This window comes from Streptomyces sp. NPDC094032 (assembly GCF_040303965.1).
GTDB lineage: Bacteria > Actinomycetota > Actinomycetes > Streptomycetales > Streptomycetaceae > Streptomyces.
This window is the reverse complement of record NZ_JBEOUE010000003.1, coordinates 216,216-231,247: the sequence shown is the minus strand read 5'-3', so window position 1 is coordinate 231,247 and position 15,032 is coordinate 216,216. Positions and strand designations below refer to the sequence as shown.

The following is a 15,032-nucleotide window of genomic DNA, read 5'->3' as shown; positions in this document are numbered from 1 at the left end:
GTGCGGCCCGCTCCACGGGGTGCCGGTCGGCGGGCTTCCCCGGATCAGTCCTTCGAGGGAGACCTCGGGGGGCTGACCGTCGTCCGCGGCGAGCGTCGCTGCGAGGAGGTGCGGACGATGAGTTCGGTCGGTATCACCTGCTCGACCGGTCCGTCGGTGTCGATCCCCTCGATGGCGTCGATGAGGAGCTGGACGACGGCGGTGCCGATCCGGCGGGGTTTGAGCGAGAGCGTCGTGATGGGCGGTTCGGTGTTGGCGTAGACGGTCGACTCGCTGCAGCAGACCAGCAGCAGGTCGTCGGGGACCCGCAGCCCGTAGCGGCGGGCGGCCGCCAGCAGGTCGGTGCCGTTGGGGTCGAAGAGGCCGTACACGGCGTCGGGCCGGTCCGGGCGGGCGAGCAGCCGGTCGGCCGCGACGGCGCCCGCGCACGGGTCGTGCGCCGGATAGGCCTCGTAGACGGGGTCCTGGCCGACCCGCTCGCACCAGTTCAGGTACGCGGTGGTGGACAGGCGGGTGTACGTGTCGGTGGTGGTGCCGGTGAGCAGGCCGATCCTGCGGGCGCCGGCGGCGGCGAGATGGTCGAGCAGATCGAGGACGGCCGCCTCGTGGTCGTTGTCGACCCAGGCGGTGACCGGCAGGGTGCCGGCCGGGCGCCCGTCGGAGACGACGGGCAGTCCTTGGCGGACGAGTTCGGTGACGACGGGGTCGTGGTCGGAGGGGTCGATGACGACGGTTCCGTCGAGGGCGACGTTCGACCAGACGTCGTGACGGGAGGTGGCGGGGAGGATGACCAGGGCATAGCCGCGGGCGAGCGCGGCCGAGGTCGCGGCTCTGGCCATCTCCGCGAAGTACGCGAATTCGGTGAAGGTGAAAGGTTCATCCCCGTATGTGGTCACGGTCAGGCCGATGAGGCCCGACTTGCCGGTACGGAGCGTGCGGGCCGCTGCGGACGGGCGATAGCCCAGCCGGTCTGCGACCTCGCGGACGTGGCGGCGGGTGGCGTCCGGGAGCCGGCCCTTGCCGTTGAGCGCGTCGGAGACAGTCGTGATGGAGACCCCGGCGGCGGCGGCCACGTCCCGGATGCCCGCTCGGCCCTGCCGGCTTCCCCGGGTCTGTGCCCGGCTCACCTGGTGCTTCCCTGCTGCTGTCATGGCGAGCCGATAGTAGGGCGAGGCGGGTGGGTTGGGCCGGTCGCATATTCACGCATTGACAGGCACGTTTCTGCATGATCAAAAATGCCTAACACCCTGGGAAACAGAGGGTGTTCGGGGATTCGTCATGGGACCTTTCGGGCTCGGCGCCCATGCGCCTGGCGAGAGGTCGAGGTCTCGAAGAGGTCTCAACTCACCTCTACGGGGGACGCGCGCCACGGCGCCCGCCACCGGCGCGCGCCACCCCTTGGCGCGCTCCCCCCGTTGCCGCTCCGTTGTCCACAGGCCATTCGCAGGGGAGCCGAATCCTCATAAGGTGAGGAGCATTGGCGGTACGGACGGTCGAGGAGGCCACACTGTGAGCGAGACCAGCGGGACGAGCACCGGCAGCCCCAAGCTGCGCGCCGAGCTGGACGGCATCCCCACCTACAAGCCGGGCAAGCCGGCCGCCGCGGGCGGACCGGTCGCCTTCAAGCTCTCCTCCAACGAGAACCCCTATCCGCCGCTGCCGGGGGTCATGGAGAGCACGCTGGCCGCGGCCGCGAACTTCAACCGCTACCCGGACATGGCGTGCACGGAGCTGATGACCGAGCTCGCCGACCGCTTCGGCGTCCCGGTCTCGCACATCGCCACCGGCACCGGCTCGGTGGGCGTCGCGCAGTCGCTGATCCAGTCGACCGCGGGCCCGGGCGACGAGGTCATGTACGCCTGGCGGTCCTTCGAGGCGTACCCGATCATCACGCAGATCAGCGGGGCGACCTCGGTGCGGGTGCCGCTGACCGAGGGCGATGTGCACGACCTCGACGCGATGGCCGAGGCGATCACCGAGCGGACCCGGCTGATCTTCGTCTGCAACCCCAACAACCCCACGGGCACCGCGGTGCGCCGGGCCGAGCTGGAGCGCTTCCTGGACCGGGTGCCCTCCGACATCCTCGTGGTGCTCGACGAGGCGTACCGCGAGTTCGTCCGCGACACCGAGGTCCCGGACGGCGTGGAGCTCTACCGCGACCGGCCGAACGTGGCGGTGCTGCGGACCTTCTCGAAGGCGTACGGCCTGGCCGGACTGCGGGTCGGTTTCGCCATCGCCCACGAGCCGGTGGCCGCGGCGCTGCGCAAGACGGCGGTGCCGTTCGGCGTCAGCCAGCTCGCGCAGGACGCGGCGGTGGCCTCGCTGCGGGCGGAGGACGAGCTGCTCGGGCGGGTCGGCTCGCTGGTGGCCGAGCGCGAGCGGGTCCGCGCGGGGCTCGTGGCCCAGGGCTGGACGGTGCCGGAGACCCAGGCGAACTTCGTCTGGCTGCGGCTCGGCGAGCGGACCATGGACTTCGCGGCGGAGTGCGAGCGGCACGGTGTGGTGGTGCGCCCGTTCGCGGGCGAGGGCGTCCGCGTCACGATCGGTGAGAACGAGGCGAACGACCTCTTCCTGAAGACGGCCGAGGGCTTCCGCGCCGGCCTCTAGCCGAGGAGTCCGCCCCCCCGGAGAGCCCCCGCGAGCGCCTTGCTCGCGGGGGTTTTTCGATCCGTCCGAGCCCCCGGGGAGGGTGACCGCGGGTAGGGGACCCCGATCGAAGGTACGGATTTCGTATGGTCCATAATGCTTGTGAATGTGAACGCGTTCACAAGCGTGTCCCTGTTCCTCCCGGAATTGGTGGGATTAAAGGGGCAAACTGCCGTTATGACCACGGCGATGTAAGGAGACGACGACGTGGACCTAGCTTTGGCGCCGGAGACGCTGGCGCGCTGGCAGTTCGGCATCACCACCGTCTATCACTTTCTCTTCGTCCCGCTGACGATCTCCCTCGCCGCCCTCACCGCCGGTCTCCAGACGGCCTGGGTGCGCACCGAGAAGGAGAAGTACCTCAAGGCGACGAAGTTCTGGGGCAAGCTCTTCCTGATCAACATCGCGATGGGTGTCGTCACCGGCATCGTGCAGGAGTTCCAGTTCGGCATGAACTGGTCCGACTACTCCCGCTTCGTCGGTGACATCTTCGGCGCGCCCCTCGCCTTCGAAGCGCTGATCGCGTTCTTCTTCGAATCCACCTTCATCGGCCTGTGGATCTTCGGCTGGGACAAGCTGCCGAAGAAGATCCACCTCGCCTGCATCTGGATGGTGTCGATCGGCACGATCCTGTCCGCGTACTTCATCCTCGCGGCCAACTCCTGGATGCAGCACCCGGTCGGGTACCGCATCAACGAGGAGCGCGGGCGGGCGGAGCTCACCGACTTCTGGCGTGTACTCACCCAGGACACGGCCCTCACCCAGTTCTTCCACACCATGACGGCCGCCTTCCTGGTCGGCGGCGCGTTCATGGTCGGCATCTCCGCGTACCACCTGGCGCTCAAGAAGCACATCCCGGTGATGCGGGCCTCGCTGCGGGTCGGCCTGATCACGCTGATCATCGCCGGCCTCGGCACCGCGATCAGTGGTGACGTGCTCGGCAAGGTCATGTTCAAGCAGCAGCCGATGAAGATGGCCGCCGCCGAGGCGCTCTGGGACGGCGAGGCGCCCGCTCCCTTCTCGATCTTCGCCTACGGCGATGTCGAGAAGGGTCACAACACCGTCGCCATAGAGATTCCCGGGCTCCTGTCCTTCCTCGCGAACGGCGACTTCACCTCGTACGTCCCCGGCATCAACGACGTGAACAAGGCCGAGCAGGAGAAGTTCGGGCCCGGCGACTACCGGCCCAACATCCCCGTCGCGTACTGGGGCTTCCGCTGGATGATCGGCTTCGGCATGGCCTCCCTGGCCGTCGGGATGCTCGGTCTCTGGCTGACCCGCAAGAAGTTCATGCTGGCACCGGGGATGCGGACCGGTGAGGACGAAGTGCCGAATCTGGTCCTGTTCAAGCGGAAGGCGCTCAGCCCCCGCTTCACCCAGGTGTACTGGGTCGTCGCCCTCTGGACCATGCTCTTCCCGCTCATCGCCAACTCCTGGGGCTGGATCTTCACCGAGATGGGCCGTCAGCCCTGGGTCGTCTACGGCGTGCTGCGGACCAAGGACGCGGTCTCCCCCGGTGTCTCCCAGGGCGAGGTGCTCACCTCGATGATCATCTTCACCACCCTCTACGCCGTCCTCGCCGTGATCGAGGTCAAGCTCATGGTCAAGTACGTCAAGGCCGGCCCGCCCGAGCTCACCGAGAACGACCTCAACCCGCCCACCAAGATCGGCGGGGACCGCGACCCCGACCGGCCCATGGCCTTCTCGTACTGAGGCTCAGGAGATCGAGGCATGGAACTCCACGACGTCTGGTTCGTACTCATCGCCGTCCTCTGGATCGGCTACTTCTTCCTCGAAGGCTTCGACTTCGGGATCGGAGTCCTGACCAAGCTGCTCGCCCGTGACCGGACCGAGAAGCGGGTCCTCATCAACACCATCGGACCCGTCTGGGACGGCAACGAGGTGTGGCTGCTCACGGCGGGCGGCGCGACCTTCGCCGCCTTCCCCGAGTGGTACGCGACGCTCTTCTCCGGCTTCTACCTGCCGCTGCTGATCATCCTGGTCTGTCTGATCGTCCGGGGTGTCGCCTTCGAGTACCGGGCGAAGCGGCCCGAGGAGAACTGGCAGCGCAACTGGGAGCAGGCCATCTTCTGGACCTCCCTCATCCCCGCGTTCCTGTGGGGCGTGGCCTTCGGCAACATCGTGCGCGGTGTGAAGATCGACGCCCAGATGGAGTACGTCGGCAACTTCTGGGACCTGCTCAACCCGTACGCCCTGCTCGGCGGACTGGTCACGCTCACCCTCTTCACCTTCCACGGGGCCGTCTTCGCCGCGCTCAAGACGCTCGGGGACATCCGCACCCGGGCGCGGGCACTCGCGCTCAAGCTGGGTCTGGTCACGGCGGTGCTCGCGCTCGTCTTCCTGATCTGGACCCAGGTGGACAACGGCGACGGCTGGAGCCTGCTCGCCATGGTGATCGCGGCGGTCTCGCTGGTCGCGGCGATCGGGGCGATCAAGATCGGGCGCGAGGGCTGGTCGTTCGCGTTCTCCGGCATCGCCATCGCCGCCGCCGTGGCGATGCTGTTCCTGACGCTCTTCCCGAACGTCATGCCGTCCTCGCTCGACCCCGCCTGGAGCCTCACGGTGACCAACGCGTCGTCGAGCCCGTACACGCTCAAGATCATGACGTGGTGTGCGGGCATCGCGACCCCGCTGGTGCTGCTCTACCAGAGCTGGACCTACTGGGTGTTCCGGAAGCGGATCGGCACGCAGAACATCGCCCAGGCCCACTAGGGCCGTCCGCCCCAGGCCCGTCCGACACGCCCTAAGCCGGACCCGCACCGGCCTTCTCAGGGGAGCATGTTTCACGTGAAACCGATCGATCCACGGCTGCTGCACCACGCCCGCGCCACCCGCGTCTTCCTCGCGGCGGTGGTCGTGCTCGGCCTCGCCGGGGCGGCGCTGGTCATCGCGCAGGCGATGCTCATCGCCGAGGTCGTGGTGGGGGCCTTCCAGAAGGGCCTGTCGGTTTCCGAGCTCACCACGCCCCTGCTGCTGCTCGCCGGAGTGGCGGCGGGGCGCGGTCTCGTCGCCTGGCTGACCGAGCTCGCCGCCCACCGGGCGAGCGCGGCGGTCAAGTCCGAGCTGCGGGGCCGGCTGCTCCAGCAGGCGGCCCGGCTCGGACCGGGGTGGCTGACCGGGCAGAAGGCCGGTTCGCTGGCCGCGCTCGCGACGCGGGGCGTGGACGCGCTCGACGACTACTTCGCCCGCTATCTGCCCCAGCTGGGGCTCGCGGTCGTGGTGCCGGTGGCGGTCCTCGCCCGGATCGTCACCGAGGACTGGGTCTCGGCCGCGATCATCGTGGTGACCCTGCCGCTCATCCCGATCTTCATGATCCTGATCGGCTGGTACACCCAGGCCCGGATGGACCGTCAGTGGAAGCTGCTCTCCCGGCTCTCGGGACACTTCCTCGACGTGGTGGCCGGGCTCCCCACCCTCAAGGTCTTCGGCCGGGCCAAGGCCCAGGCCGAGAACATCCGGTCGATCACCGCCGACTACCGGCGGGCGACCATGCGGACGCTGCGGATCGCGTTCCTCTCCTCCTTCGCCCTCGAACTGCTCGCGACCCTCTCGGTCGCCCTGGTCGCGGTCACCATCGGCATGCGGCTGGTGCACGGCGACTTCGACCTGTACACCGGCCTGGTCATCCTGGTCCTGGCGCCGGAGGCCTATCTGCCGCTGCGGCAGGTGGGGACGCAGTACCACGCGGCCGCCGAGGGGCTCGCCGCCGCCGAGGAGATCTTCGAGGTCCTGGAGAGCCCGGTGCCGCAGGGCGGTACGGGGCCGGTGCCCGCTTCCGTACGGCTTGAGCTCGACCGGGTGACGGTACGTCACGCGGGACGCGCGGAGCCCTCGCTGGACGCGGCCTCGCTGACCGTGGAGCCCGGCGAGACGGTCGCCCTGGTGGGGCCGAGCGGGGCCGGGAAGTCGACCCTGCTCGATGTGGTCCTCGGCTTCGTGGCGCCCGAGGAGGGCGGCTCGGTCCGGGTCGGCGGGACCGACCTGGCCTCGCTGGACCTGGAGGAGTGGCGGTCGAGGATCGCCTGGGTGCCGCAGCGGCCGTACCTGTTCGCCGGGACGATCGCCGAGAACGTGCGGCTCGCCCGGCCGGACGCCTCCGACGAGGCGGTGCGCCGGGCCCTGCGGGACGCGGGCGCCGAGGAGTTCGTCGCGGAGCTGCCCGAGGGCACCGGCACCGTCCTGGGCGAGGACGGCGCCGGTCTGTCGGCCGGACAGCGCCAGCGCCTCGCCCTCGCCCGGGCCTTCCTGGCCGACCGGCCGCTGCTGCTCCTGGACGAGCCGACGGCCGCGCTGGACGGCGAGACCGAGGCGGCCGTGGTGGACGCCGTCCGCCGCCTCGCCGCCGGCCGGACCGTCCTGCTCGTCGTACACCGCCCGGCGCTGCTCGCGGTCGCGGACCGGGTGGTGCGGATCGAGGGCGCCCCGGCCGCCGACGAGGCCCCCGCCCCGGACGCCCCCGTCGTGGCGGGCCGCCTCACGGACGATCTGGGCGAGCCGCTCCCGTCGAGCGGGAACGACGCCGACGAGCCCGTCCCGAGCGGCGAACCCGCGCGGGCCGGAGCCGGCTCCCCCGCGCGCTCGGTCCTCGGGCGGGTGCGGGCGATGGCCGGGAAGCTGCGGGGCCGGATGGCGCTCGCCCTGCTGCTCGGCAGTCTGGCGCTCGGCTCCGCCGTCGGGCTCATGGGCGTCTCCGGCTGGCTCATCTCCCGGGCCTCCGAACAGCCGCCCGTGCTCTATCTGATGGTCGCCGTCACCGCGACCCGCGCCTTCGGCATCGGGCGGGCCGTCTTCCGCTACGCCGAGCGGATCGTCTCGCACGACGCCGTGCTGCGGATGCTCGCCGACCTGCGGGTGGCCGTCTACCGGCGCCTGGAGCGGATCGCCCCGGCCGGACTGCGCCGCACCCGGCGCGGCGACCTGCTCGCCCGGCTCGTCCACGACGTCGACGCGCTCCAGGACTACTGGCTGCGCTGGCTGCTGCCCGCGGGCGCCGCCGTGGTCGTCGGCGCGGGCTCGGTCGGCTTCACCGCCTGGCTGCTGCCCGAGGGCGGCGCCGTGCTCGCCGGGGGCCTGCTGCTCGCCGGAGTGGGCGTGCCGCTGGTCGGCGGAGCCCTCGCCCGGCGGGCCGAACGACAGCTCGCGCCCGCCCGGGGCACGCTCACCACCGCCGTGGTCGACCTGCTGCGGGGCTGCGCCGAGCTCACCGTCGCCGGAGCGATCGAGGACCGTGTGGAGCGGGCCGGGGCGGCCGACCGCACGCTCACCGGCATCGCGTCCCGCCAGTCCGCCGCCACCGCGCTCAGCGCCGGGCTCTCCGCCCTGGTCTGCGGCCTCACCGTCGCCGGGGCCGCGCTCGTCGGCGTCCAGGCCGTGGGGGACGGGCGCCTGGACGGGGTCGCGCTCGCCGTGCTCGTGCTCATCCCGCTCGCCGCCTTCGAGGCCGTCAACGGGCTGCCGCTGGCCGTCCAGTACCGCCAGCGGGTGCGGCGCAGTGCCGAGCGGGTCTTCGACGTGCTCGACGCGCCCGTGCCCGTACACGAGCCGGAGACGCCCGCGACGCCGCCGGCCGGTCCCTTCCCGCTGGAGCTGGCCGGGCTGACCGCCCGGCACGCCGGGCAGGGCCGGCCCGCGCTCGACGCCTTCGCCCTCACCCTGGAGGCCGGGCGGCGGGTCGCCGTGGTCGGCACGTCCGGCTCCGGCAAGACCACGCTCGCGCAGGTCCTGCTGCGCTTCCTGGACGCGGAGGCCGGTACGTACCGGCTCGGCGGCACCGAGGCGGCGGCCCTGGACGGGGACGAGGTGCGGCGGTTCGTCGGGCTGTGCGCCCAGGACGCCCACATCTTCGACAGCACCATCCGGGAGAACCTGCGGCTCGCCAGGAACGGGGCGTCCGACGACGAGCTGCGCGGCGCGCTGGGCCGGGCCCGGCTCCTGGAGTGGGTGGACGGGCTGCCGGACGGGCTCGACACCCTCGTGGGCGAGCACGGCTCGCGGCTCTCCGGCGGCCAGCGCCAGCGCCTCGCGCTCGCCCGGGCGCTCCTGGCCGACTTCCCGGTCCTCGTCCTCGACGAGCCGGCCGAGCACCTGGACCTGGCCACCGCCGACGCGCTCACCGACGACCTGCTCAGGGAGACCGAGGGCCGTACGACCGTCCTGATCACCCACCGGCTGCACGGCCTCGACGCGGTCGACGAGATCCTCGTCCTGGACCGCGGCCGGACCGTGCAGCGCGGGGCGTACGCGGAGCTGGCGGCGGCCGAGGGGCCGCTGCGGCGGATGCTGGAGCAGGAGCGGGAGAGCGATCTGCTGCTGACTCCCGACCACCTTCCGATGGCTTCCGACCACACCCCGACTTTTCTTGGCAAATAGGACTAACTAGGCTCAAGCCCATGACCGCCGCCGTGCCCGACGCCCCGGACCCGCTCGACGCCGCGACCCAGGCCACGCGCAGCCTGCACGGCCTCTCCACGGAGCTCACCGCCCGCGTGCCCCAGCTCCTGGAGGCCATGCGCTCGGTGGGCACCGGCCTCGAACTGCACACCACGCTCGACCGGATCTGCGAGACCGCCGCCGAGCTGGCCGACGCCCGCTACGCCGCGATCGGCGTGGTCGACGAGGAGGGCGACGGGCTCTCCGACTTCGTCACCTTCGGCGTCGGGGACGACGTGGCCCGCCGGATCGGGCGGCGCCCCGACGGGCACGCCGGGCTGCTCGGCGCGCTCATCCAGGACCCGCAGACGATCCGGCTCGCCGACCTGTCGGCCGACCCGCGCGCGGCCGGATTCCCGCCGGGGCACCCCCCGATGCGCTCCTTCCTCGGCGTCCCGATCCGGGTGCAGGGCGAGATCTTCGGCAATCTCTACCTCGCCGAGAAGAACGGCGGCGGCGAGTTCAACGACTACGACGTCCACATGGTCCGGGTGCTCGCCACCGAGGCCGGGATCGCGATCGGCAACGCGCGCCTGTACGAGGCGGCCCGGCAGCGCGAGCGCTGGATCGACGGCTCGGTCGCCGTCACCACCGCGCTGCTCTCCGGTGGCGACGCGGACGACGCCCTCACCGTCGTCGCCGAGCAGGCCCGCCGGCTCGCCGACGCGGCCGCCGGCATCGTGCTGCTGCCCGCCGAGGAGGGCGGTCTGGAGATCGTCGCCGCCTCCTCGACGCACCCCACCAAGTCGCTCGGGGTGGTGATCCCGCCCGAGAGCCCCGTGGTGGAGCGGCTGATGGAGGGCGAGGCGGTCTTCGTCGCCGACGCCTCCACGGACGTACGGATGGTCCACCGGCTCTCCGACCAGTACGGGCCCGCGATGCTGCTGCCGTTGCAGAGCGGCGGCCGGGTCCTGGGCGCGCTCGCCACCCCGCGGGGGCGCGGTGCCCGGCAGTTCACGGAGGCCGAGCGGACCCTGGCCACCCAGTTCGCCTCGCAGGCGGCGCTCGCCCTGATGATGGCCGAGGCGCAGCGGGACCGGGAGCGGCTCGCGGTCTACGAGGACCGCGACCGGATCGCCCGTGACCTGCACGACCTGGTCATCCAGCGGCTCTTCGCCACCGGGATGATGCTGGAGAGCGCGCAGCGGAAGTCGGTCGTGCCGGCCGTGCAGGAGGGCGTCGGCAAGGCGGTGGACGAGCTGGACGTGACCATCCAGGAGATCCGTACCGCCATCTTCGCGCTCCAGCAGGGGCCCGCCGAGGCTCCCTCGGGGCTGCGCACCCGGGTGCTGCGGGAGATCAACATGGCGGCCGTGCCGCTGGGCTTCAAGCCGTCCCACCGTTTCCTCGGCGCGATCGACGCGACGGTCGGCGAGCTCACCGGCAAGAACCTCATCGCCGCTCTGCGCGAGGCCCTGTCGAACGCCTTCCGGCACTCGGGGGCGAGCCGGATCGAGGTGGTCCTGGACGCCGGCGTCACCCTCCCGGACGGCACCCCCGGGGTCCGGCTCACGGTCGCGGACGACGGGGTCGGCATCCCCGAGGGCGGCCGGCGCAGCGGGCTGCGCAATCTGGCCCGCCGGGCCGAGTCGCTGGGCGGAGCGAGCTGGTGCGGCCCGGGCATCGGGGAGGACGACGGCGGTACGACGGTGGTGTGGGAGGCCCCGCTGTAGGGGCCGGGGGCTGCGTTTAGTGGTTCCGTACGGCCTCGGCGACGAGCTGTTCGATGATCACGGCCACGCCGTCCTCGTTGTTGCCGGTGGTGCGTCCGGAGGCGGCGGTGATCACGTCCGCGTGGGCGTTGCCCATCGCGTAGGAGCGGCCCGCCCAGCTGAGCATCTCGATGTCGTTCGGCATGTCGCCGAAGGCCACGACCTCCTGCGGGGTGATGCCCCGCTCGGCGCAGCACTGCGCGAGGGTGGAGGCCTTGGAGACGCCGAGGCCGCTGATCTCGATGAGCGCGGTGGGGCTGGAGCGGGTGAACGAGGCCAGCTCCCCGCCGGCCTCGCGGGCGAGGGCGAGGAAGACGTCGGGGTCGAGCTCGGGGTGCTGGGCGAGCAGCTTGAGCACGGGCGCGGCGGCCCCGGGGGCCTCCTCGAACAGCAGCTTCTCGGCGGTGGCCACGGTGGCGCCGGGGTCGAGGAAGAACGGCGGGTACGCGGGCTCGTAGTGGATGCCGGTGGTGAGCTCGACCGCGAAGGTGGTGCCGGGCGCGGCGGCGCGCAGCGCCGTGACGACGTCCAGGGCGGCGGGCCGCTCCAGCGGCCTGACCTCCAGGAACGTGCCGCCCGCGTGGAGGTCCACCACGGCGGCGCCGTTGGCGCAGATCGCGAGGCCGTGGCCGTGGACGTGGTCGCTGACGACGTCCATCCAGCGGGCCGGCCGTCCGGTGACGAAGAAGACCTCGATGCCCGCGCGCTCGGCGGCGGCGAGGGCCGCGACGGTGCGCTCGGAGACGGACTTGTCGTCCCGCAGCAGGGTGCCGTCGAGGTCGGTGGCGATCAGCCGGGGGGCCGGGGCTTCGGGGCGCGCGAGATGGGGTGAGGTCACCGGTCCATTGTTCCGCAGAACGTGCACGGGCGTGCGGGGGGTCGCACATCTGAGTGTGTACGGGGTGGTGGCCGATTCCGGCGGAGGGCGGCGCGGGGGCCGGCTCCGCCCGACGGTGCGGGCGGAGCCGGGGCCGCCGTTTCAGGAGGCGGGGCCGCCGCTCAGGAGCCGGGGCCGTCGTTCAGGAGCCGGGGCCCCGCTCGGGAGCCGGGGCCGCTGCTCAGGAGCCGGGGCCCCGTTCAGGAGGCGAGGCGGTTCAGTGCCGCGGTGGTGATGCCCTTGAAGGCGGCCGGGGCGTAGGCGGGCCGGCCGCTGAGCTCGACGACGGCGACCCTGGTGCCGCTGCGCAGGACCGCGACCCCGCCGCTGACGGTGCCGTCGCCGTTGTAGGCCGCGTACCAGCGGGCGGTGCCGCCGGTGGTGTTCAGGGTGTGGGCCGCGCCGTAGCGCCAGTGGCCGGCGGGCTCGTCCTGGCAGTCCTGGACGAGCGCGACGAGCTGCTTCTCCCAGCCGGCGGCCGCGGTCGTGGTGGGGGCGCTCGCGGCCGACTCGGTCAGCAGGCCGTCGGTGGCGAAGGTCCAGGTCACGGACGCGTACGCGGTGGCCTTGCCCTTGGTCAGGCCGCGCATCGTCTCCTCGCCGGAGCACGCGGACAGCGCCTGGCGGCCGGTCAGCGCGACGGTCGCGCCGACCGGGTTCAGGCCCCGCCGGGCGTAGTCCTCGCTCTGGACGAGGTCGGCCGAGCCGACTCCGGGCGCGCCGACCGCGACCGCGACCGCGGCCGGGCGGGCGGCGGAAACCGGGGTGCGGTGCGCGGCGTCGCGCGCGGCCTCGGCGGTGGCCGCCTGGGCGCCGACGGCGCTGACGGTGATCAGCGCGGCGGCGAAGCAGGCCGCGGCGGCGAAGCGGTTGCGGCGAACGGACTTCTGCTGGACGGTCCGGTTCTCGGTCATCTGGTCCCCCTGCTGGTCGGGACGCCTGCTGCGTCCTCGTACAACCGGGGGAGATGCCGCGGGTGAGGGGAAAGTTGGAGCCCCGACCCGCTGTTTCACAGCTGTGACAGAGCGGTCCTGACGACACGGTCCATCGCGGCCGTCCCCAGGCAGGCGGTGACCTCCAGCACCCCGTAGTGGGTGCCGTTGCGCAGCACGGCGATGCCGCCGCAGGGCTCCTCGCCCTCGGGCGCCGTGCCGGTGGTGTTGAGGGATCCCGGGTAGACGCCCATCCAGCTCGCGGTGACGTCCGGGGCGAGCCGTATCGTCGTGGTCTTCCCGTAGACCCAGTGCCCTGGCGTCTCCTCCTGGCAGGGCACCTGCTCCAGCAGCAGGCGCTGGGAGAAGTTCTGCGCCAGGGAAGCGCTCCGGGCCTCGGCGGCGACCTCGCGGGCGACCTGCTCGGCGCCGTCCAGGGCCAGCGTGCGGTCGCTCGGGTCGGTGCGGGTACCGGTCATCAGTCCGCGGAAGTGGGCACCGGGCCCGCCCAGGGTCTCCGTGAGGGTCTTCTCCCCGGTGCAGGCGGCGTTGGCGTAATGCCCGTCGCCGAACCGGTCGGTGACGTGGATCTGCCCGATGCCGGAGTCCGGGCCGAACGCCTCGGGTCCCAGGAGGTCCGCGGGCGTCACCGGCCCGGTCGACCCGGTCGGCGAGGCGGAGCCGGAGGCCGAGGACCCGGGCTTCGGGACGGACTCGCCGGGCGTCGCGCGCGCGGACGCGCCGGGGGGCGCGGGCAGGACGAACCGGCCGGTCGCCAGCCCGAGCGCGGCGGCCGCCACCAGGGCGGCGACGGCGGACCGGAGCCGGACGACGGCGTGGCCGCCGCCCCTCGCGGTACCGCCGTTCACGGACCGGTGACCAGGCGCTCGCGCATGAAGCGGCGGGCCTGGTGGATCCGGTCCTTGACCGTGCCCAGCGGGGCGTCCACCTGCTCGGCCACCTGGACGTAGGTCAGGTCGCCCAGGTCGCGCAGCACGAAGGACTCCACCAGGGCGGGGTGCTGCCGCTCCAGCGCGCCCAACGCCTCCATCAGGTCGAGCCTGCTCCCGGCGATGACGCTGGTGGTGCGCGGGTCGACGGACTCGGGGAGCTCGGCGTGGCTGTCCTCGGCGCGGCGGCGCATCGAGCGGTAGGTGGACCGGGCGGCGTTCGAGGCGATCACCGTCACCCAGCCCAGGAAGGAGCCGTGGCCGCCGTACTCGCCCAGGTGCGTGCTGATGGACAGCAGCGCGTCCTGCGCGGCCTCCTCCGCGTCGGCGTGGTGGGGCAGGAAGCGCGAGCAGCGGCGCAGTACCACCGGCCGCAGCTTGGCCAGCAGGTACTCCAGCGCCCCCGGGTCGCCTGCCTGAGCGGCTGCTACGAGCCGTTCCAGCTCGCCTTCCTCGAACACCCGGATCCCCCGTTTCGTCCCGCCTGCATCCCGCCCGCCGAACGGGAGTTCCCCGCCCCCGCCCGACTCCGGCAGAATGCTGCCACATGCGCAAGCTCGGCCGTTACCTCCTCCTGGAGCGGCTCGGAGCCGGCTCCTTCGCGACGGTCTGGAAGGCCTACGATCCGGAGCTCGACACCGAGGTCGCGGTGAAGGTGCTGGCCGACAACTGGGCCGCCAACGCCGATGTGCGCGAGCGGTTCCTGGCGGAGGCGAGGCTGCTGCGCCGGATCGCCAGCCCGCGGGTGGTCCGCGTGCACGACGTCGGGGTGCAGGACGAGCGGCCCTACTTCGTCATGGACTACGTACGCGGCGGCACCCTGGAGGACCGGGTCGGGCAGTGCGACCCGCAGGAGGCACTGCGGCTGGCCGCGGAGGCGGGCCACGCGGTCCAGGTCCTGCACGAGGCGGGTGTGGTGCACCGCGACGTCAAGCCGTCCAACCTGCTGCTCGCCGCCGGCCCCGCGCCCGCCGCGGTGCTGGTGGCGGATCTGGGCAGCGCGAAGCAACTGGCCGACGCGTCCGGTCTTACGGTGACCACGGGCACGCCCGCGTACATGGCACCGGAACAGGTCTTCCAGACCGGCGGGTTCGACGGGAGGGCCGACGTGTACGCGTTGGCCGTCGTGGCCTACGAGCTGCTGACCGGGAAGAAGCCGTTCGGTCCGGGCGGGCGAGCCACGGCCCTGATGACCGACCAGCCGGCCGCCTCGACGCTGCCGGCGCTCCCGGCCGAGGCGGAGCTCCCTCCGCACGTCGCCCTGCTGCTGCGGGCCGCGATGTCCGTCGAGCCGGCGGACCGGCCGCCGACCGCCCAGGCCTTCGCGGACGCGCTGCTGGCTCCGGTGCCGCTGTCCCCGCCCCCGGCGGGCCCCGGGCTGAGACCGCGCACGGTCTGTCTGGCGTCGGCCGCGGTGTTCACGGCGACGACCCTGCTGAGCTGGCTGCCGCGCTGAATCCGGCCA

11 protein-coding genes are annotated in these 15,032 nt (G+C 72.6%); 6 read left to right on the top strand and 5 right to left on the bottom strand.

All coding sequences use genetic code 11. The annotated features are described in order from the left end of the window. Positions 1–44: 44 nt before the first annotated feature. Positions 45–1,151, bottom strand: a complete 1,107-nt coding sequence (locus ABTZ54_RS07315) for a LacI family DNA-binding transcriptional regulator (protein ID WP_351658196.1) — start codon at positions 1,149–1,151, stop codon at positions 45–47. Positions 1,152–1,509: 358 nt separating this feature from the next. Here ABTZ54_RS07315 and hisC point away from each other — a divergent pair, with 358 nt between their 5' ends. From hisC to ABTZ54_RS07290, 5 genes are all read left to right on the top strand, one after another. Continuing rightward, complete coding sequence (gene hisC / locus ABTZ54_RS07310; RefSeq protein ID WP_351658194.1) at positions 1,510–2,607, top strand: histidinol-phosphate transaminase; 1,098 nt, start codon at positions 1,510–1,512, stop codon at positions 2,605–2,607. A 246-nt stretch (positions 2,608–2,853) separates the two neighbouring features. Further along, on the top strand, positions 2,854–4,359 hold the full coding sequence (locus tag ABTZ54_RS07305; RefSeq protein WP_351658192.1) for a cytochrome ubiquinol oxidase subunit I: 1,506 nt from the start codon (positions 2,854–2,856) through the stop codon (positions 4,357–4,359). Between the two features lie 18 nt (positions 4,360–4,377). Beyond that, complete coding sequence (cydB, locus tag ABTZ54_RS07300; RefSeq protein ID WP_351658190.1) at positions 4,378–5,379, top strand: cytochrome d ubiquinol oxidase subunit II; 1,002 nt, start codon at positions 4,378–4,380, stop codon at positions 5,377–5,379. A 75-nt stretch (positions 5,380–5,454) separates the two neighbouring features. Next, entirely contained in the window at positions 5,455–9,036 is a 3,582-nt protein-coding gene (gene cydD, locus ABTZ54_RS07295; protein WP_351658188.1) for a thiol reductant ABC exporter subunit CydD, read from the top strand. Between the two features lie 20 nt (positions 9,037–9,056). Next, positions 9,057–10,769: a GAF domain-containing sensor histidine kinase gene (locus tag ABTZ54_RS07290; protein ID WP_351658186.1), complete on the top strand. Its 1,713-nt coding sequence runs from the start codon at positions 9,057–9,059 to the stop codon at positions 10,767–10,769. Between the two features lie 16 nt (positions 10,770–10,785). Here ABTZ54_RS07290 and ABTZ54_RS07285 read toward each other — a convergent pair whose 3' ends face one another. From ABTZ54_RS07285 to ABTZ54_RS07270, 4 genes are all read right to left on the bottom strand, one after another. Continuing rightward, positions 10,786–11,646, bottom strand: coding sequence for a Cof-type HAD-IIB family hydrolase (locus tag ABTZ54_RS07285; protein WP_351658184.1), 861 nt, complete (start codon positions 11,644–11,646; stop codon positions 10,786–10,788). A gap of 239 nt (positions 11,647–11,885) precedes the next feature. After that, positions 11,886–12,599, bottom strand: coding sequence for a hypothetical protein (locus ABTZ54_RS07280; protein WP_351658183.1), 714 nt, complete (start codon positions 12,597–12,599; stop codon positions 11,886–11,888). Positions 12,600–12,694: 95 nt separating this feature from the next. Further along, positions 12,695–13,486, bottom strand: a complete 792-nt coding sequence (locus tag ABTZ54_RS07275) for a hypothetical protein (RefSeq protein ID WP_351658181.1) — start codon at positions 13,484–13,486, stop codon at positions 12,695–12,697. Next, complete coding sequence (locus tag ABTZ54_RS07270; protein ID WP_351658180.1) at positions 13,483–14,028, bottom strand: RNA polymerase sigma factor; 546 nt, start codon at positions 14,026–14,028, stop codon at positions 13,483–13,485. Before ABTZ54_RS07270 ends, ABTZ54_RS07275 begins: the two co-directional genes overlap by 4 nt. A gap of 86 nt (positions 14,029–14,114) precedes the next feature. Here ABTZ54_RS07270 and ABTZ54_RS07265 point away from each other — a divergent pair, with 86 nt between their 5' ends. Then, positions 14,115–15,023, top strand: a complete 909-nt coding sequence (locus ABTZ54_RS07265; RefSeq protein WP_351658178.1) for a serine/threonine-protein kinase — start codon at positions 14,115–14,117, stop codon at positions 15,021–15,023. Positions 15,024–15,032 lie beyond the last annotated feature (9 nt).

Coding starts and splice junctions, on each gene's coding strand:
- ABTZ54_RS07290 (WP_351658186.1), top strand. CDS start 9,057: ATGACCGCCGCCGTGCCCGACGCCCCGGACCCGCTCGACGCCGCGACC.
- ABTZ54_RS07265 (WP_351658178.1), top strand. CDS start 14,115: ATGCGCAAGCTCGGCCGTTACCTCCTCCTGGAGCGGCTCGGAGCCGGC.
- ABTZ54_RS07280 (WP_351658183.1), bottom strand. CDS start 12,599: ATGACCGAGAACCGGACCGTCCAGCAGAAGTCCGTTCGCCGCAACCGC.
- ABTZ54_RS07315 (WP_351658196.1), bottom strand. CDS start 1,151: ATGACAGCAGCAGGGAAGCACCAGGTGAGCCGGGCACAGACCCGGGGA.
- cydB (WP_351658190.1), top strand. CDS start 4,378: ATGGAACTCCACGACGTCTGGTTCGTACTCATCGCCGTCCTCTGGATC.